Raw genomic sequence first — 20,218 nt, 5'->3', positions numbered from 1 at the left:
AAAGTGTTGGTTATTAATTACTTATAACAACTAATATTATGCCAAAAATATTATGAAAAGTTTAATCTTATTTTTAGATATTGTATGTAGTATATATGATCTAAAAAATTACATTATTTTTATCTTTATAGAATAAATAAAAAATTAAAATATGCCTCAAGTTAATCAGCCCGACAGTTTAGAAGATGTTGTAAAAATGCCTCTAAAAGATATTGAATATTTAACCAATATATTAATTACAAAAGGTTCTGACATTGGATGGAGTTTAGTTTCTGCCATCCTAACATTAACAATAGGTTTTTGGATATCATCAAAATTAAAAAACCTTGTAGAAAAAAGAATGATTGCTCGAAATGTAGATTTATCCATTCGTACATTTTTAATTCCAATTATTAATATCGTTCTTAAAATTGTCATCGTTATTTTTGTTGTTGACCGTTTAGGACTTAATGCATCAGGATTTATCGCAGCTATTGGTGGGGTAGGATTAGCAGTTGGTTTAGCATTACAAGGATCACTATCTAATTTTGCTGCCGGAATTTTGATTATTATTTTTAAACCTTTTAAAGTTGGAGATTATATTGTTTCTCAAGGAAATGAGGGAACTGTAGAATCAATTAGTATTTTAAATACAGTTTTAGCAACTGCAAAAGGGCAAATAATCACATTACCTAACGGAAGTTTGTTTAATAATCCAATTACTAATTATTCCACAAAAGAATTTCGTCGTTTAGATGTTCAAATAGGAATTTCTTATGATGATGATTTTGATCAAGCTAAAGAGGTTATTTTAAATGTAATGAAAAATGAAGAATTAGTAGAACAAGATCAGAACATGACAGTTGAGATCTTAGAGTTTGGAGATAGTAGTGTAAATCTTGCTGTAAGATGCATGACAAAATCAGAAAATTATTGGTCTGCATATTGGCGTATGCATCGTAATGTAAAATATGCATTAGATAAAAATAATATTTCTATTCCATATCCACATACGGAAATGATTGTAAGAAATCAGCCAACAGAGGAAAATGTAGCGAAATAATGAATAAATTAATTTATAGTTTACTAGCTGTTTTTTTATCAAATTTATTATTTGGCCAAACTGAATTGTTACAAAAACATCTAGACAGTGAATTTTATCAAACACAGTTTACTGGGTTTTATTTATACGATCCACAAGAAAAGAAAGAGGTTTTTAGCTATAATGGTAATAAATTTTTTACTCCAGCATCTAATGCCAAAATTTTCACTTTATATGCTGCAATGAAATCTTTACCCGATTCGATTCCTGCATTTAAATATGCAATTAGAGGAGACGAATTGCATATCGAAGGAACAGGAGATCCTACATTTATGCATCCAAAATTCAAAAATCCTAAAGTTTTAGAATTTTTAAAAAATAAAGGATCAAAGATTATTTTGCATTGGAATAATTTTGATGAAGAATCTTTTTTACCAGGTTGGACATGGGATGATTTTAGAAAAAAATATTCACCAGAACGTAGTCAATTTCCTATTAATGAAAATTTATTAACAATTTCTAAATCTGGTACAAATCTAAAAACTTTTCCTACAGTATTTAAGGACAATATAAAGGTAAAAGAATCTGCAGAAGCAAGGGATTTTTATACCAATCAATTTTATATAGGAGCACGTTCATCTACAGTAAAGGTTCCGTTTATTGTGCAAGAAGATGTCATTAAAAACACAATTATTGAAATTGTAGGTAAACCTGTAGAAATGTCGAAAGCACCAATGCCTTCGCCTTCAAGTATTTTTTATAGCACTTTGGCAGATAAAGTTTATAAAGAAATGATGGAAGAAAGTGATAATTTTTTGGCAGAACATTTATTAATTGTTTCTTCAAGTACAATGAACGGTAAATTAAGTTCAGTACAAACAATTAAAACAATTACTGATAAATATTTTACGGATCTTAAACAAAAACCAATTTGGGTAGATGGATCAGGATTATCACGATATAATATGTTTACCCCACAAAATTTGGTACAAGTTTTAGATAAAATGTATAAAGAGTTTCCTGAATCAAGATTATTTTCCATTTTCCCAGTCGGAGGAAAAACAGGAACTATAAAAAATAGATATAAAGATGGAGTCCAACCTTATGTTTTTGCAAAAACAGGAACTTTATCTCATACCATAACACTAAGTGGTTATGTAAAATCTAATTCTGGTAAAACTTATATTTTTAGTTTAATGAATGATCATGTAACTAAAAATGCTTCTTGGGTAAGAAACGAAAATGAAAAATTAATCAGGTTAGTAAGAGATAATTTTTAATAAAGAAAAAGCGCCTCATTTGTGAGGCGCTTTTTTTATTAAAAATTTATTTTTACTACTTCAGTATCTTTTCTTATCACAAAACTTTTACGATTATTTTTTATATCAATTTTCATAAAATTTTGTTGATCACTATAAGTATCCATTAATAGTGCAAGTCTTATATCTAAGGAAGAAATATCATTTAGCTTTTCTACTTTCAAATATATTCTCGTAGTTTGTTCATTTGTTTGGAAACCGTAATAAGATACATTTACAGGTTTACCATTTATTTTAAGATCTACTTTATTATTGATATAATTTTTAAGCTTAGCATCAAAAGAAGATTTATTCGTTGTTTTTTCTCCAACAGCTTTCTCAATAGCGACAGTGTATAAACGAGATGTAATATTTAATGTTCCAGTTTCTAATTCGTAATCAATGTTGGTATTTGAAGTATTGAATTGTTGTTGCGCAAATAAATTAATAGATGTAACAATCAATACTAAAGAGAGTATATATTTCCACATTTTCATTCAATAATATTTTAACTTTGTAATGGTAAACATTCAATTCTAATGCCAAATAAGCATTATAAAAAGAATTAACATATATATTTTTAAGATAACTTAAAAGTAAAAATAAAAAAAAGAGTATTAATATTAATACTCTTTTTTTTTATTTTAAAGTCAGATTATCCTAACCAAATTGTCCAAGGAATTCTTGATAATAAACATGCCATAGATACTAGAGCAAAAATAACAACAGTCATAGGTACAATATTAGAACGTTTTAATTTTGCATTCGCTATTGTCATAAAAGCCACAGCTGCAATCATCATCATTGGATGCTCTAAAAATGTAAAACGTAAGATATCACTTTTCATAATGTTTCCAGCACCTTCCATCGCTGTAAAACGCATGATGTAATATACTAAACCTACTAATAATTGTACGTGGAAAGCAATTGTAGTAATTAATCCAATCTTTTTAATTACGTTATCAGTATCTTTTTTAGATATTGCGTAAACTAAAGTTAATACTACAAAAATAACACCCATTAAGATCGTTAAATAAGCCCAACCACTATGTAATTGTTTAATAAAATCCATTTTTTAATTTTTTAAATCTTTACAAAAATAGTAAACCTTTTCACATTATTAATAAATTAATAGCATATTGTCCGATTTTATAAAAAGTGGATGTTTTTAGTATTCAGTAAATTCTTGTAATTTTGCCAAAATTAATTAGTCCGAAATGGGAAAAGATAAAATCAGAAGATTTAACGAAAACAAAACTTTTGAAAATGTAGTTCAACCAACACGTGAGGAAGCAGTAAATAATTTTCCTTTAAAAGGAAATTGGAATAAAGACTTCTTTAAAAACGATAATCCAATTGTATTAGAATTGGGTTGTGGAAAAGGAGAATATACTGTTGCAATGGCTCGTCGTGAGGCTGATCGTAATTTTATTGGAGTTGATATTAAAGGTGCTCGTTTTTGGAGAGGAGCCAAGACTGCTTTAGAAGAAGACTTAAATAATGTTGGATTTATAAGAACTCAAATTGAATTAATCGATCAAATATTTGCTGAAAATGAAGTAAGTGAAATTTGGATTACTTTCCCAGATCCACAAATTAAATTTAGAAGAACAGTGCATCGTTTGACTAATCCTGAGTTTTTAGAAAAATATAATAAGATTCTAAAACCTGAAGGTACTGTCAACTTGAAAACTGATTCAGAATTTTTACACGGTTATACGCATGGTATGATTCAGTTATTAGGACACAAGGTAATCAAGTCATCGCATAATGTGTATCATCCAGATAATACAGAATTGCCTAAAATCGTAACAGAAGTACAGACTTATTACGAAGAAAAATTTAAAGCATTAGGTAAAACAATTACATATATCAAGTTTCAGTTTAAAGACTAATTATTGATTTTCATCAAATTATTTGATTTTAAAAGTCGTTGCATTGCAACGACTTTTTTTATTTATAACGATATTTTTCATTTAATTAATAGTATTTTAGATTGTTAATTAACACTATATGAATTTGAAATCTACATTTTTATCTTTAAGTCTTCTTTTTGCGGCAAATCTTTTTGCTCAGAATAGAGAAGAATTTATTTATGCTTCTATGGAGGCAAAACATGCACAAGAACTAAAGTTATCTCATTCCGATTTAATTGAAATAATTGCTATTAATAATGATTTAGCCTCTGTATATATTCATCCAGAAGTGACACATGAATTGCATCAGAAAATTCTTTCTCATGGACCAGGTTATATGTTTCATGCTACTGAAAGTAATGCATTAAATACGATTAATAGTCCACTAGAAATGTCACGTACGGTATTAGAATATTCGATTACTAATCAAGAATATGTAAAAACATTATTAGATGATGTAAATAAACAGAACATCGAAGAAGTTATGCAACATTTAGAATCTTACGGATCTAGATATCATCTCTCAGCCCAAGCTAATGAAGCTGCGGAGGATTTAAAAGTAAGATGGGAAAATTTGATTGCCGCTGCTAATAGGACAGAGGATATTAGTGTTCGGATAGTTAGCCATGTGAACACTCCAATGAAATCTGTTGTTTTAACAATAAAAGGGAATGAAAACGCTTCTCAATATGTTATAGTGGGCGGACACTTAGATTCTATAGTTGGAGGGTCAAATAAAACTTATGCGCCAGGATCTGATGATAATGCGTCAGGAATTGCTACAATTACAGAAATTATAAGAGTCTTGTTAGCGAATGATTATAAGCCTCAAAAAACCGTTGAATTTATGGCTTATGCTGCGGAGGAAATAGGGCTAGTAGGTTCTAACGAAATTGCAACTCAATACAAAAACCAAGGAAAAGACGTTTTTGGATATGTACAATTTGATATGACAGCTTACAAAGGTTCTTCTAAAGATGTATATGTATCTATTGATAGTTTTAATAATAATGATTTAAACTTATTTTTATATGAGTTGATGGAAGAATATAATTCATTTGGAGACCATAAGTTTACATATGCAACTACGCGTTGTAACTATGGATGTTCAGATCATTATTCTTGGGCTATGAAAGGATATCCCGCAGCATTCCCGTTTGAAGCATCATTCAATGATTCTAATCCATACATCCATACCACAAGCGATACTTTTGATAAAAATGGAGATGGTTCGCATGCCGCTAAATTTGCCAAATTAGGATTAGAATTTGTTGTTGAGGCAGCTAAAAGATCAGAGGTTTTGGATGTTGTAAATTTAAATAAAACTAAAGCCAAATTTTATGTAGATCAAAAAGCGGTTGGTTTTGAAGTTCCGTCCAATAAAACAATAAAATCTGCGACTGTTATTAATGTAGCAGGACAAAAAGTTGCAACAAAAAATCAAGTAAATAACAACGATAAAATAAACTTGAATCAGTTACCAAAAGGAGCATATATAATTTTATTAGAAACAACTTCTGGTGAAAAACTAACGTATAAATTTATTTTGAAATAATTGATGAAATATATTTTTATAATAATTGGGTTATTTACACTGATAAGTTGTGGTAGTCAATACAAACAAAAATTATTTTATAAAAATATGTCATGTGTAAAACAGGATAAATTAACTGTTTCTGAAAGGAATAAAATATATCCTTATAACATATCAGCTAAAGTTGTTTTAGCTACGTATTTACCAAAAGAAAAAGGAGTGAGTGTGATGGGTAGTGAAATGCAAGATTATTTCAGAAGCTTAAAAGAAGATAGAAATTTATTTGATAAAAAAAGATTCAAAGAGTTTATTTACTTAAATGACAATCAAAAAAATGAATTAACAGATATTATTTTTAATTACGGTTATAAGAAAAATTTAAACATAGGTATGCATTCTTTATGTTATATGCCTAATAATGCTATTTTATTTTTAGATAAAGATGATAATTTATTAGAATTTATTGAAATATGTTTTGATTGTAATGAATTTAGAACAAGTAATGAAGAAATTACATTAGGAGATAAATGTATGCAGAAAATGAATTTATTGGATGATTTTTTCTTGAAGTCAGGAATTAAGGAAACTAAGGTGTTACGATAAATTAAAATAAAAAAAAGGAACTCAATCGAGTTCCTTTTTTGTTATAGTTAAATCTTTCGATTAATCATTTAAACTTTGTAAGTAAGAAATCCATCCTAATGTTTGGTATTCTTTAGCCGCTGTTTTTACATCAGCAGATTTGTAAATTCCACGACCTACAATCATAAAATCTGTATGGTAATTTTTGAAGACTAACTCTGGCGTGTTGTATTGTTGACCTTTACTATCTCCAGTAGAAGAAATACTAACACCAGGAGTAAATAATAATAAATTATCCGGAATTTGACGTTGTGCAACAGCTCCTAATACATTTCCAGATTGTTCAGAAACATTAATAGCTTTAGAGAAGTAATAATCATCTGTTAAAGTTCCTTTCGAAGACATTTCAACAATTGTGATTACACCTGTATTTTCAAAAACTTTTAATGATTCAAATCCTCCAATTGGATGTACAGTAACTAAATCTGCCCAGTCAGAAATTTTATAAATTGATTTCTTGAATTGTAATTCTTGTGTATTTCCGATATCTCCAAATTTGCGGTCTTCGAATAATAAGAATTCTTTTTCGCGAGCAATTTTCTTCAACTCAACAATTAAGTTATCCGAGAAATCCTGGATGATATCTGAGTGTAATTTTAAAGCAACAATATGTTCCCCAACTTTATCAGCAAAATCTAAAATTTCTTCTGTTGTAATTAAATCAGCAGAAGCAATTAAATTCGATTGTTTTTTAAGTGCTAATTCTACTAAACGTTTTCCTACAGGATGTACAATTTTTTTATCTTCTAAAGCGATACGTTGTTTAGATGGAACAGCTTCGGGAGGTAAAGCTAAAAAGTCTTTGATTTTTTTTGCTTCATCATCCGATAAACGATGATATTTATGTAAAATATCAATCACTTGGTTTATTGTAAATAATGTACGAACATTATAACCTTGTTCTTTTAATTTATCTACACCACCTTGTTCACGATCTAATACGACAACAATGTCTCTTACTTTTAAACCTTCTCTTTCTACTTGGTCAACAGTTTCTAATAAAGACTGTCCAGAAGTAATAACATCTTCTACTAATAAACAAGATTGTCCATTTTCAAAAACACCTTCAACCATACGTTTTGTTCCATAACCTTTGTTCTCTTTACGTTTGATGATTAAAGGAATATTAGAAGTTAAACTCATTGTAGTTGCCATTGGTAAGGCTGCGTACGGTACACCACAGATTAAGTCGTATTGTATATCGTCAACTAAGTCTAATAAATTATTGGCTAATGTTTTTAGTAATTGAGGGCTAGAAGCTAAAGGTCTTAAATCTACGTAGAAAGGTGATTCAATCCCACTTTTTAAAGTAAAGTTTCCAAATTTAATAATTCCAAGCTCGTAAGCTTTTAATAAGAAATCTTCGCGTTGTTGCATTTGTGTAATGTTTGAGCAAAGTTAATAGCTTTTTGACTCTTATAGAACATTTTATTTCAAATTCTTTTCGATTTGTATAAAAATACAATAAACATTCAATAAGAACATAGTAAATTGGTTATAAATGTAATTTTATAAATTGATAACATTTTATTGGAGATATTTTTAAATGATTTCTTCGATAAATAATTTTATTTTTGAATGCAATTAAAATGAGAATTACCAATACTTTCATAAAACCATCATGAATAATACACTTGATCAAGCAATTGAGAAACTAGACCAAAAAGGATATCTTAACTTAGAAATTCCTGAAGGAATTGATTTAGTTGAAGAGATTAATAAACTCCGTAAAGAAAAAAATGCCGTTATCTTGGCGCATTATTATCAATCAGGAGAAATTCAAGATTTAGCAGACCATTTAGGTGATTCTTTACAATTAGCGAGGGCAGCTGCAAAGACGGAAGCAGATATGATTGTTTTTTGTGGAGTTCATTTTATGGCCGAGGCAGCGAAGATTCTTAATCCCACTAAAAAAGTAGTTCTTCCAGATACAAAAGCAGGATGTTCTTTAGCAGATTCTTGTTCAGCAGAAGGTTTAAGAGGTTTAAGAGAGCAACACCCTAATGCAATTGTGGTAAGTTATATTAATTGTGATGCAGGTGTAAAAGCAGAATCGGATATTATTGTAACATCGTCTAATGCGGAAGAAATTATTAATTCTTTACCAGTAAATCAAGAAATTATTTTTGCTCCCGATCGTAATTTAGGAAGATATTTAAATCAAGTGTGTAATAGAAATATGATTTTGTGGGATGGAGCTTGTATTGTACACGAAGCTTTTTCATTAGAACGTATTGCTCAACAAATGGCTGAATACCCAAAAGCCAAGTTAATTGCACATCCAGAAGCACAAGAAGATTTATTAAAATTCGCACATTTTATTGGTTCTACATCTCGTTTATTAGATTATGTAGTAGAAAATGAAGCAGAAGAATTTATTGTTGCTACAGAAGAAGGAATTCTTCATGAAATGCAAAAATTAGCACCTAATAAAAAATTAATACCGGCATTAGTACAAGACGAATCATGTAATTGTTCTGAATGTTTTTATATGAAGTTGTCTACTTTAGAAAAGTTGTACTTGTGCATGAAATATGAATTGCCAGAAATTACGATGGATGAAGATTTACGTATTAAAGCATTAGCTTCTATTAATCGTATGTTAGAATTATCTGAAAAAATAAAATAATGGTAGTTCAAGATGTATTAGTTATAGGTTCTGGTATTGCTGGACTTTCCTATGCGTTAAAAATCGCAAATCAATATCCCGAAGCAAAAATTAAGATTGTTACAAAAGGGAACGAAGATGAAACTAATACAAAATATGCACAAGGAGGAGTTGCAGTAGTAACAGATTTTATTCAAGATAGCTTCGAGAAGCATATAGAAGATACACTAATAGCGGGCGATGGAAGTTGTAAATTAGCTGCTGTAGAAGTTGTCGTAAAAGAAGCTCCGGAGCGTATTAAAGAAATTGTAGATTGGGGCGTACGTTTTGATAAAAATCCAGAAGGATTATATGATTTAGGAAGAGAAGGAGGTCATACCGAAAATCGAATCGTTCATCACAAAGATATAACGGGTAGGGAGATTGAACGTGCAATGTTGGAAACCATTAAAAAAATTACAAATGTTGAGATTTTAACTCATCACTTTGTGGTTGATTTAATTACTGAACATCATCTTGGATTAGATCTAAAAGATGAGGTAACATGTTATGGCGCTTATATTTTAGATATTGAATCTCAAACTATCATTCGTCAATTATCCAAAGTAACTTTGCTTGCAACAGGAGGCGTAGGACATGTCTATAAGAATACCACAAACCCAATTATAGCAACGGGAGATGGTATTGGTTTAGCAATTCGTGCAGGTGCATCAGTATCTAGAATGCAATTTATTCAATTTCATCCAACCGCTTTCTACAGCGAATTTGATGGGCAGTTATTTTTAATTTCAGAAGCTGTGCGTGGATTTGGCGCTAAATTAAGAACCAAAGATGGTAATTTATTTATGCATAAATATGATGAGCGAGAAGAATTAGCTTCGCGTGATATTTTAGCACGTGCAATAGACAATGAAATGAAACTTAGAGGAGATGATTACGTATATATAGATTGTAGACACTTAGATCAAGAAAAATTTTTAGAACATTTTCCTAATATTTATAAAAAATGTAAAATTGAGGGCTATGATATGTTTACTGAATTAGTGCCAGTAGTTCCAGCATCACACTATTTATGTGGAGGAATAGATGCAGACCTTGATGGAAAAACATCTATAGAAAATTTATTTGCAGTAGGCGAATGTTCAAATTCAGGGTTGCATGGGGCAAATAGATTAGCTTCTAATTCCTTATTAGAAGCAATGGTTTTTGGTCATCGTTCAGCTGTCAAAAGTGTACAATTACTACAAAAAAATGAATTTAAAATTAACAATCATCAATTTCCGGAATGGAATGCAGAAGGAACTCAACTCCAAGATGAATTAGTTTTAATTTCATATTTCCGAAAACAAATGCAAGCAATGATGAGTGAATTGGTTGGGATTGTGAGGAGTAATTCTCGCCTTATAATGGCTCAAAAAAGAATTATAGAAATCGAGAAAATGGTAAAAGAAATTTATGATTTTTCAGTAATTTCTCCAAAATTATTAGAATTAAGAAATTTAGTAAATGTTGCCCAATTAATTATTGAACAAAGTATTGCTCAACAAGAAAATAAGGGTACATTTTATAATAAAGATTTATAGAAATGAATACACGAAAATTGTTTTTAGTAGGCTGTATAGCTGCTTTTACAAGCTTGCATGCCCAGGATAAAGATAAAATGAAGAAAATGCCCGTTTTTTTCGGGTGCGAACAATTTTCGGATAATACAGATTTAAAAAAATGTTTTAATGCAAATATAGGAACAGCCATTCAGCATGAAATTGATTTTTTTTCAAATATTGCTGATTATTTACACATCGGTGATACAGAAGCTAAATTAAAATTTACAATTTCTACAGAAGGTAAATTTATAAATGCAGGAGTAGATGGGATTAATCCTATTTTTAACAGTTTTGTATGGTCAAGTTTAGTGATGGTTCAAAATAAAATGGATGAATTAAAATTAAAAATTCAGCCCGGAATCAATCAGAAAAATCAACCAATGGATATAGCGCTTTCCATTCCTGTGAAATTTAAATCTGAATATTCTCAACAAGTTTATGATCAATTTCCGGTAGATGAACGTGTTTTATTTACCATCGATTTTGAAAATGAAATAATTGAAATTCGTATGGATAAAAACAATATGCTTCGTACAGTTGGAAATAATGGCGAACGTGAATTTTACTTAGGTAAATATTCTAATCTTTTTGAATTAGCTACAGTTGAACCTTATGCCACTAAAATTAATGAATCATATCAATCAACTTATACTTTTATAACTAAAGGTAAAATTCAGGATAAAGAATATACTATACGTATGAAAAATTTCTTCAGTAATAAACCTGATGATGAAGTATTAATAGAAGTTATTCGAGAAGAAAATAATTCATGGGCAGAATATTTTGCTTATAAAACGAAAGAAGAATTCAACCAATCCAAATTTGCAAAACTAACTTATCGATAAAATGGAATTTCCAAAGTATATAACTGAACAAAAATTACAACAATTTATTCGTCAAGCCTTTTTAGAAGATATTGGCGAAGGTGATCATTCTACATTAGCTAGTGTTCCGTATGATGCAATACAAGAAGCTGAACTAAAAGTAAAAGATAACGGTATAATTGCAGGAATCGAATTAGCTAAAATTATTTTAGACACTTTTGATCCTGATTTAGAATTTATTCAAATTTTAAATGATGGTGATCAAGTGAAATTTGGGGATATAGCTTTTAAGTTGAAAGGATCAGCTCAATCAATTTTAACGTGTGAGCGATTTGTACTAAATTGTATGCAACGTATGTCCGGAATTGCAACATATGCCAACGAGATTGTAAAGTTAGTAGATAGAACAAATGCAAAAATTTTAGATACTCGTAAGACAACCCCAAATTTTAGAATGATAGAGAAATGGGCTGTAAAAATTGGTGGAGCAGAAAATCATCGTTTTGGTTTATATGATATGGTGATGTTAAAGGATAACCATGTAGATTTTTGTGGTAACATAACCAAAGCAGTAGAACAAACAAAAAAATATTTACAAACGAATAAGCTAGATTTAAAAATTGAAGTTGAAACAAGAAATTTAGATGAGGTTAAAGAAGCATTGGATGCAAATGTAGATTTTATAATGCTAGATAATTTTGATTTGGTTACAATGAAAGAAGCGGTGCAATCAATCAATGGTCTTACAAAGACTGAAGCTTCAGGTGGAATTACAAAAGAATCTGTGCGAGCTATTGCAGAAACTGGCGTTGATTTTATTTCTTCTGGTGCAATTATACATTCTGCTTCAAATTTTGATTTAAGTCTTAAAGCCATAAAATAATAATTTCATATATAACATTATAAAACCCTCGCTTAAATAGTTTAAGTGAGGGTTTTTTTATGAATTCATGTATCTTAAAAAATTATTCAAATCAGAATTTAATCAATATATTTATTAAATGGACAAAAAGCTTTTCACAATTGTTGTTGCATTATTGGTTGGATGTAATTTATTTGCGCAAGTAGAAGAAGATTTTAGCACAAAATATAAAATGCCTATTTTTCCTGGTTGTGAGAAACTAATTTCAGAAGAAGATCAATTCAAATGCTTTCAACAGAATATTACGACTTCTTACAGTTCTTATTTAGAGAAATACCTTGAATCATTTGAGTATCTAAATATTCCTTTTGGAGAATCACAACTTTCATTTTTAGTAAATCAGAACGGTGAATTAATTTTAAAAAATATTGAAACAACTCAACCTTTATTTAGAGATTATAACATTCTCGCATTTCAAGATTTTGCAAAAGATTATAAAATTACTCCTGCCAAATCTATATTAACAGATAAAAATGTTACAATCGCGCTGAATTTTCCTGTAGGATTTAAATTATCAAGACAGGTTTTAGAAACTAACTCTCGAATTATTTCTGTAATAGAGAACAATAACTCTACATACGAAATTGTAATTACACCAGATCATGAATTAAAAATTTATGAACTATCGGACTTTAAACCAATTTATTTAGGAAAGTATAATTCGTTACAAGAAATAAAAAATACATTACCCTACAAAGAGAGTATACAAGATATGCAGGAACTAGTGACCTTAGCACAATCTAATTTTGGAAAAGAGAAATTTATTTTACAAAGTAAAAATATTTTTCAGAATGATAATTTTGCTACGATTTTTATAGTTTCACAAGTAAAAGGAAAACGAATTAAGCAGTTAAGAAAATATACAACATTGGAAGATTTTATTCAATCTCCCTATTATGATTGGATAATCCGCAAAGATTATTAGAATTCTATTGTTTTTTTTCTCATATTACTTGTTTAATAAAGAAAAACCTACTAGATTTATAAAACAAATGAAGTAGTAGAGAAGATTCTTCATCTCTAATAAAGTTTACACCTCATCATTTTTTAAAAGATTTACAATTTTAGATTTTAGAAATAATTTTCTGAAAAATTAATTCTTATGACTTAATTTAATAAAAAAAAACAATTATTGTTTAGAGAAAATTATTTTCTAATCTAAAATAAAAATACAATACACGTCATTAAAATTATTTATACTGGTTCTAATTAAGTAAAAATTAACATAATTAAACTTTTGTAAATATTAATTTTCGACACTTATTTATTCATATTGGTTGTTTGATAATGTTTTAGATCAATTTTGTTTTAAGATAATTTTATGAAATTGTTAAATTTTATGTTAAAATATGCCGCCTTATTTGAAATTCTTTCAACAAATAGCTTTTTTTTTTGCAAATAATGTATTGATGAAAAAAAATATTAAAAGCTTTACGTTTTTTTAACCTATAAATGAGTGATTTATAAACTGAATTTACCATTTTTGCAACGTAAACTTTTAAACTATTTCATACAATGAGGTTAAACTCAATGAAGCTTTTATTCGTAGGAGCTTTTGCTTTAACGGCAACACTATCTTTTGGTCAAATTACTGAACCGATTGATTCGACTTCAAATGACAATAATGTTAATTTAAACGAAACTTTAATTATTGGTAAAGGTGTTATCGATATAGTAGAGGATCGTAAAACTCCAGTAGCTGTTTCTACAATTACAACAGAAACAATACAAGATAAAGCGATAGGAAACGTAGATTTTCCTGAAATCTTCACAACAACTCCATCTGTATACGTTTCTGACCAATCTTCAGGATTTGGTGATTCAAAAATGTTTTTACGCGGATTTAGTAGTCAAAATACAGCCTACTTATTAAACGGGCAACCGATTAATGGGATGGAAGATGGTAACTTATACTGGTCTAACTGGTCTGCAGTTACAGAAATTGCTAACGCAGTACAAATTCAGCGTGGTTTAGGATCTTCTAAATTAGCTATTTCTTCTGTTGGTGGTACTGTAAACATGGTAACTAAAGCTACAGATAAAAAACAAGGAGGATACGTAAGATATAATGTAGGAAATGATAGTTACCAATCAGCAACTGTAGCATACAATACAGGAATGAAAGGTAAATGGGGAGCTTCGATCTTATTTAACCATTGGCAAGCGCACAGAAGTTATGCAAAAGGTACAAATGGATCAGGACAATCTTACTTTGTTTCTGTAGGGTATAAGCCAAATGAGCGTCATAATATTAACTTGATGATTTTTGGTGCACCACAAGAGCATGGGCAAAACTATTCTACAAAAAGTGCTTCACAATGGAAGAATGGTAAACATGATAAAAAATACAACAATACATACGGTTACCTAAACGGTGAAGGTAAAAATTTAAGAACAAATTATTACCACAAACCAGTAGCTAACCTTAACTGGGACTGGAGCATTAATGATAACCTTAGTTTATCTACAGTTGTTTATGCATCTACAGGAACAGGAGGAGGTACTTCAGGAGTTGGTCGTGCAACGAATTCTGCAAACTTAAATGATAACTTTGAAGTAAACTTTGATAAAATAGTTACAGATAATGCTGCTATTGATGGAGGTATTGCAAATTACAGAAATGGTAGTGCAATTAGATCATCTGTAAATAATCACTTCTGGTATGGAGCAGTAACAAATTTAAATTTTGATACTAAAACAGGTTGGAATTTCAACTTAGGAGCAGATGTTCGTTTTTATCACGGAGATCACTTCCAACAAATGACTGATTTATTAGGATTAAAAGGTTGGCAAGAAACTAATGCTTCTAACGGACAAAATGTTGTAGTTACAGAAACTTTCTCTACAAACCCTTGGTCAGCATTATTCAAACATGCAGATAGAGATCAAAGAACTGCAAGAGATTATTCTGAAGATATAAATTATCAAGGTGTTTTCGGACAAGCTGAATATTCAAATGATGTATTTACAGTATTTGGACAAGCGGCAATATCAAACCAATTTTACCAAAAATTTGATACGTGGAACTACGGAGGTGTAGAAACTGCATCTGAAAAAGTAAATAAAACTGGTTGGAATGTAAAAGGAGGTATCTCTTTTAACTTAAACGATGAAAATACAGTTTTTGGTAACGCAGGTCAATATTCTCGTCAACCATTCCTAGATAACGTTTTTGAATACAACAAAGTTGATTTACGTCAGCCAGAAGTTAAAAACGAAGAAATTACAGGTTTTGAAGTTGGATATAAATACCAAACAAGAAATTTAAGAGTTAATGTTAATGCATACCACACAAGATGGGGGAATAGATTCTTAGGAATCTCAGGAAGTGTACAAGTTGAAAATGAAAATGGTGAAATACAAAACCGTTCTATTTACACATCTTATACTGACGTAGCTCAAATTCATAAAGGTATTGAAGTTGACTTCGATACTAAAATTTCAAAAGCATTTAGCTTATATGGATTTGCATCGATTGGTGATTGGAAATATGATGGAGAATCTCCATTCGAATCTCAATTCAATGACGATAATACAATTTTTGAAAGAGGAAATGTAGATTTAACTGGTACATATATTGGTGAAGCTGCTCAATTTACTTTTGGATTAGGAACTAAAGTTACTTTTGCAAGAGGATTCTACTGGGATGTAGATTTCAACTTTAATGGGTCTACATATGGACAAGTAAATCCTGAAGAAGTAGTTAAAAGTAAATTAAAAGGAGAAACTTACCAAGCAGAGAGAATTAGCCCTTACGCAAGAGTTAACACTGGAATTGCATACGAATTCAAATTTGGTGCACAGAAAATTAAATTCCGTGGTAATGTAAGAAACTTATTCAATGATCAATATATCTCTAAAATTGATAGAAACGGTTATGGATACGGTGTAGGTAGAACTTGGAATGCAGGTGTTACTTATAACTTCTAATAATAAAGAGATAAAAACTCAATATTTATTTTTAAAAGGCGAACGAATGTTCGCCTTTTTTTATGCACTTAATTTAACAGTTTGTTTTAATACAAATAAATTCAAAATAATGTAGTTTAATAAGATAAGTTATTTAAACTAGTTCTAAATAAAATAATATTAAGAATATATTAAGAATTAAATTTGAATAAAAATTAGTATAATTTATCCATTTAGGATTGTTTCGAAAATCAATTACCTAAATTTTTTTTAATAAAAATATCATACTCGTAATAAAATTATAAAATGATTATTAATTAACTTAATATAATATTTATACATGATTTTTTTCTGTTGATTAATATTTATACAGAATAATGTTTAGAAATACGATGGTAAAATAAATTTACTTCTCAACTTTGCACTCGTAAACTTTTAAACTATTTCAAGAGATGAGGTTAAACTCAATGAAGCTTTTATTCGTAGGAGCTTTCGCCTTAACGGCATCATTATCTTATGCACAAGTTGCAGAACCAATTGATTCAATCAAAGTTCAACCAACAGATTCAATTTCAATCCAACCAATCGTAGAAGATGAAAATGTATCTTTAGGAGAAACATTAATTATTGGTAAAGGGGTTATTGATTTACAAGACGATCGTAAAACTCCAATCGCTGCTACAACTATTAAAAAGGAAGCGATTGAACAAAAAATTGGTGGATTAGATATTACACAAGCTTTTGTGAATACACCATCTATTACTGTTGCGGGACAATCAGGAGGATTTGGTGAGTCTAGAGTTGTAACACGTGGTTTTGATCAATCAAATACAGCTTTCTTATTAAATGGGCAACCAATTAATGGAATGGAAGACGGTAAAGTTTACTGGTCTAACTGGTCTGGAATGTCTGATGTAGCTAATGCAGTTCAAATTCAACGCGGTTTAGGATCTTCTAAACTAGCGATTTCTTCTGTAGGAGGTACGTATAACTTTGTTACTAAAGCAACTGATAAGAAACAAGGAGGATTCTTTAGTGCAGGGATTGGTAATAACCATTTATACAAATCTACAATTGCTTATAACACAGGTTTAATCAACAACAAGTTTGGTGTTTCATTAATGTTTTCTCACTGGCAAGGTAATGGGTACAATTTAGGTACTGGAGGTCAAGGACAAAACTATTTTTTATCTTTTGGGTATAAACCTACAAGAAGACATACAATTAACTTATTGATTACTGGTGCTCCACAATGGCACGATCAAAATTCAAAAAGTACAATTGCTACTTACTTAAAATATGGTAGAAAATATAATCCAAATATTGGTGATTTAAACGGTAAAGAATACAACGTAAGACGTAACTATTACCACAAACCAGTAGTTAACTTAAACTGGGATTGGGATATTAATAGCCAATTGTCTTTATCAACAGTAGTTTATGCTTCTTATGGTAGAGGTGGTGGATCTCAAACTGCAGGTGCTTTCTCTTCAGATTCTTCAACAGGATTAAAAAATATTCAAGATGTATTTGATAACCAAGCAAACGGAGGAGAGTCTAAAGGATATATTTATTCATCAGTAAATAACCACCAATGGTTTGGAGCTGTATCAAATTTAAATTATAAAATTAACGAACATTTCAACTTCAATGTTGGGGTAGATGTTAGAACATTTAAAGGTGAGCACTACAAACAATTAAATAATTTATTAGGTGGAGATTACGCTGTAGACAAAACTAATAAAAACCGTCCTAATGGAACAAATGTTTCAAGAATTTACTCTCAAAATCCATGGAAAGCCGTAACAAGCTATGCAGGAAATGCAGATGAAAAATTAGGATGGGATTATGATGAGAAAATCAACTACGGTGGTTTATTTGCTCAATTTGAATATGCAGGTAAAGACTTTACAGCATTTTTCCAAGGAGCAGTATCTGACCAAACTAACCAACGTTTAGATCGTTTCAACTATTTAGATTCAGATAGCAAACAAAAATCAGAGAAATTAGAAAATGTAGGGTACAACTTAAAAGGGGGTGCTAGTTATACAATTTCTAAAAATCACCAAGTATTTGCTAACGCAGGTTACTACTCACGTCAACCGTTCCAAAACAATTTGTTTATGAACTACAAAAATGATGTGAATCAATTTGCTGAAAACGAAGAAATTATCGGTGTTGAAGCTGGGTACAAATTCAAATCTAAAAACTTCTGGGCAAACTTAAATGCATATTACACTACTTGGGCAAACCGTATTACATCTACAAGTGCTTTAATCACTGATGAGAGTAACCCAAGATATAATCAATACATTTATACTGTAAACCGTGGTGTAGAAGAAGTTCATAAAGGTTTAGAATTAGAACTTAACTACAAACCATTACGTACTTTAACTTTAACAGGTTTTGCGTCTTTAGGAGATTGGACTTATAAAGGAAACACTCGTTCAACTAAATATGATGAAGATCAAAATGTAGTAGAGAACGAAACTCCTCAAAACTGGGATAAATTAAAAGTTGGTGATGCTGCACAAACACAATTTGGTGCTGGATTTACTTACGAATTAATCAAAGGTTTATCTTTCGATGCTGATTACCGTTACAATGGAGATTTCTATTCATCTAAAGTTGACGAAGCAAACGGTAACTTACAATTACCATCTTACAACTTAATGGATGCTGGAGTTACTTGGAACTATAACTTAACAAAACAAAATAAGTTAACAGTTCGTTTTAACGTAAATAATGTATTAAACCATATTTATATTTCTGAATCGTCTACAAACTACCAAGATGGTTACACAGACAAAAATGGTACTACAGGAATGTACAATGGTGTTAACGTAAACAACCAAGTTTATTTCGGTTACGGAAGAACATGGAATGCTTCTGTTAAATTCACATTCTAATAAGATTTAAATCTTACATATATAAAAAAGGCGAACTTTCAAGTTCGTCTTTTTTTTGTGTTTAACTTTATCAAAATTTTTAAAAATTATATGATTCGACCTGCATATTTACAAAAAGGAGATAAAATAGCCATTGTAGCACCAGCAAAACGAATGATTGAAGGTGAACTAGAAGAAGCAATAAATTTAATCCAAGAATGGGGATTTGAAGTAACATTAGGAAAAAATATTTATAAGGAATACAATCTCGGATATTTATACGCAGGAACGGATGAAGAGCGAGCAGAAGATTTTCAATGGGCTTTGGATGATCCATCTATTAAAGCAATTTGGTGTGCACGTGGGGGATATGGTTGCGTTAAAATCATTGATAAATTAGATTTTTCAACATTTAAACAAAATCCTAAGTGGATAATTGGTTACTCAGATATTACTGTTTTTCATAATCACATAAATCAATTAGGCTTTCAAACAATTCATGGTGTTACAGCTAAAAAATTAGTAGGAGTAGATTATCATGAAAATTCATATTTAAGTTTATATAAAACTTTGGTTGGAGAAAAAATAAATTATACAATACCTACAACTCATCTATTTAATAAAGTTGGGGAAGCTGAGGGTGAGTTAGTGGGTGGAAATTTATCCATCATATATTCTTTGTTAGGAAGCATATCTGCAATTAATCCGAAGGGGAAAATATTATTCATAGAAGATTGGTTTGAGAATTGGTATGCAGTAGATCGTATGTTGATGAATTTAAAACGTAATGGAATATTTGATCAAATTAATGGACTTATTTTAGGAAGTTTTACCCATATGGATACTGAAGAAGAAAATAGCCAAAATTATTATCATCCTTATGATCCCAACACATATAACGTAATACAGGAGTTGACAAAAACTTTAAATATACCAATAGGTTACGAATTTCCTGCAGGTCATACGGGTTACAATTTATCTTTAAAAATGGGTGATAAAGTACACCTAAAAGTCGATGCAAATTCAGTAAATTTGTATTCTATATAATAAAA

General features: G+C 29.8%; 16 protein-coding genes. 13 read left to right on the top strand and 3 right to left on the bottom strand.

Annotated elements, in window-relative coordinates; translation table 11 throughout:
- Nucleotides 1-151 precede the first annotated feature (151 nt).
- On the top strand, nt 152-1,042 hold the full coding sequence (locus IM532_RS09300; RefSeq protein WP_194183177.1) for a mechanosensitive ion channel family protein: 891 nt from the start codon (nt 152-154) through the stop codon (nt 1,040-1,042).
- Nucleotides 1,042-2,301 (top strand): D-alanyl-D-alanine carboxypeptidase, encoded by a 1,260-nt coding sequence (locus IM532_RS09295; RefSeq protein ID WP_194183176.1) that lies wholly within the window; start codon nt 1,042-1,044, stop codon nt 2,299-2,301. The genes IM532_RS09300 and IM532_RS09295 overlap by 1 nt, the downstream gene beginning before the upstream one ends.
- Nucleotides 2,302-2,339: 38 nt before the next feature.
- Here IM532_RS09295 and IM532_RS09290 read toward each other — a convergent pair whose 3' ends face one another.
- A complete protein-coding gene (locus IM532_RS09290) occupies nt 2,340-2,816 on the bottom strand; it encodes a DUF6702 family protein (RefSeq protein ID WP_194183175.1) in 477 nt (158 codons plus the stop codon).
- A gap of 158 nt (nt 2,817-2,974) precedes the next feature.
- Complete coding sequence (locus IM532_RS09285; RefSeq protein WP_194183174.1) at nt 2,975-3,391, bottom strand: hypothetical protein; 417 nt, start codon at nt 3,389-3,391, stop codon at nt 2,975-2,977.
- A 145-nt stretch (nt 3,392-3,536) separates the two neighbouring features.
- On the opposite strand from IM532_RS09285, the gene trmB reads away from it, so the two are divergent.
- The 3 genes from trmB (at nt 3,537) to IM532_RS09270 (ending at nt 6,372) form a co-directional block, all read left to right on the top strand.
- Complete coding sequence (trmB, locus tag IM532_RS09280; protein WP_194183173.1) at nt 3,537-4,214, top strand: tRNA (guanosine(46)-N7)-methyltransferase TrmB; 678 nt, start codon at nt 3,537-3,539, stop codon at nt 4,212-4,214.
- A 118-nt stretch (nt 4,215-4,332) separates the two neighbouring features.
- Nucleotides 4,333-5,790 carry a M20/M25/M40 family metallo-hydrolase gene (locus IM532_RS09275; RefSeq protein ID WP_194183172.1) on the top strand — a complete coding sequence of 486 codons (1,458 nt, stop codon included), beginning with the start codon at nt 4,333-4,335 and terminating at the stop codon, nt 5,788-5,790.
- 3 nt (nt 5,791-5,793) lie between these two features.
- Nucleotides 5,794-6,372 carry a hypothetical protein gene (locus IM532_RS09270; RefSeq protein ID WP_194183171.1) on the top strand — a complete coding sequence of 193 codons (579 nt, stop codon included), beginning with the start codon at nt 5,794-5,796 and terminating at the stop codon, nt 6,370-6,372.
- Nucleotides 6,373-6,432: 60 nt separating this feature from the next.
- Here IM532_RS09270 and IM532_RS09265 read toward each other — a convergent pair whose 3' ends face one another.
- The gene (locus IM532_RS09265; protein ID WP_194183170.1) at nt 6,433-7,788 is read right to left on the bottom strand and encodes an orotate phosphoribosyltransferase; all 1,356 of its coding nucleotides are present in this window, start codon (nt 7,786-7,788) and stop codon (nt 6,433-6,435) included.
- Nucleotides 7,789-8,032: 244 nt separating this feature from the next.
- Here IM532_RS09265 and nadA point away from each other — a divergent pair, with 244 nt between their 5' ends.
- The 8 genes from nadA (at nt 8,033) to IM532_RS09225 (ending at nt 20,213) form a co-directional block, all read left to right on the top strand.
- Nucleotides 8,033-9,040 (top strand): quinolinate synthase NadA, encoded by a 1,008-nt coding sequence (nadA, locus tag IM532_RS09260; protein WP_194183169.1) that lies wholly within the window; start codon nt 8,033-8,035, stop codon nt 9,038-9,040.
- Entirely contained in the window at nt 9,040-10,602 is a 1,563-nt protein-coding gene (nadB, locus tag IM532_RS09255) for an L-aspartate oxidase (protein WP_194183168.1), read from the top strand. The genes nadA and nadB overlap by 1 nt, the downstream gene beginning before the upstream one ends.
- Nucleotides 10,603-10,604: 2 nt before the next feature.
- Nucleotides 10,605-11,468 (top strand): hypothetical protein, encoded by an 864-nt coding sequence (locus IM532_RS09250; RefSeq protein ID WP_194183167.1) that lies wholly within the window; start codon nt 10,605-10,607, stop codon nt 11,466-11,468.
- Nucleotide 11,469: 1 nt separating this feature from the next.
- The gene (gene nadC, locus IM532_RS09245; RefSeq protein ID WP_194183166.1) at nt 11,470-12,330 is read left to right on the top strand and encodes a carboxylating nicotinate-nucleotide diphosphorylase; all 861 of its coding nucleotides are present in this window, start codon (nt 11,470-11,472) and stop codon (nt 12,328-12,330) included.
- A 118-nt stretch (nt 12,331-12,448) separates the two neighbouring features.
- Nucleotides 12,449-13,294, top strand: coding sequence for a hypothetical protein (locus IM532_RS09240; RefSeq protein ID WP_194183165.1), 846 nt, complete (start codon nt 12,449-12,451; stop codon nt 13,292-13,294).
- A gap of 605 nt (nt 13,295-13,899) precedes the next feature.
- Nucleotides 13,900-16,299, top strand: a complete 2,400-nt coding sequence (locus IM532_RS09235) for a TonB-dependent receptor (protein WP_228063697.1) — start codon at nt 13,900-13,902, stop codon at nt 16,297-16,299.
- Between the two features lie 446 nt (nt 16,300-16,745).
- On the top strand, nt 16,746-19,187 hold the full coding sequence (locus tag IM532_RS09230) for a TonB-dependent receptor (RefSeq protein ID WP_194183163.1): 2,442 nt from the start codon (nt 16,746-16,748) through the stop codon (nt 19,185-19,187).
- Nucleotides 19,188-19,277: 90 nt separating this feature from the next.
- On the top strand, nt 19,278-20,213 hold the full coding sequence (locus IM532_RS09225; protein WP_194183162.1) for a S66 peptidase family protein: 936 nt from the start codon (nt 19,278-19,280) through the stop codon (nt 20,211-20,213).
- Nucleotides 20,214-20,218: the final 5 nt, after the last annotated feature.

Source organism: Faecalibacter rhinopitheci, from assembly GCF_015234135.1.
Lineage (GTDB): Bacteria > Bacteroidota > Bacteroidia > Flavobacteriales > Weeksellaceae > Empedobacter > Empedobacter rhinopitheci.
Note: the sequence above shows the minus strand (reverse complement) of the source record. Positions and strands in the feature narration are given on the sequence as shown.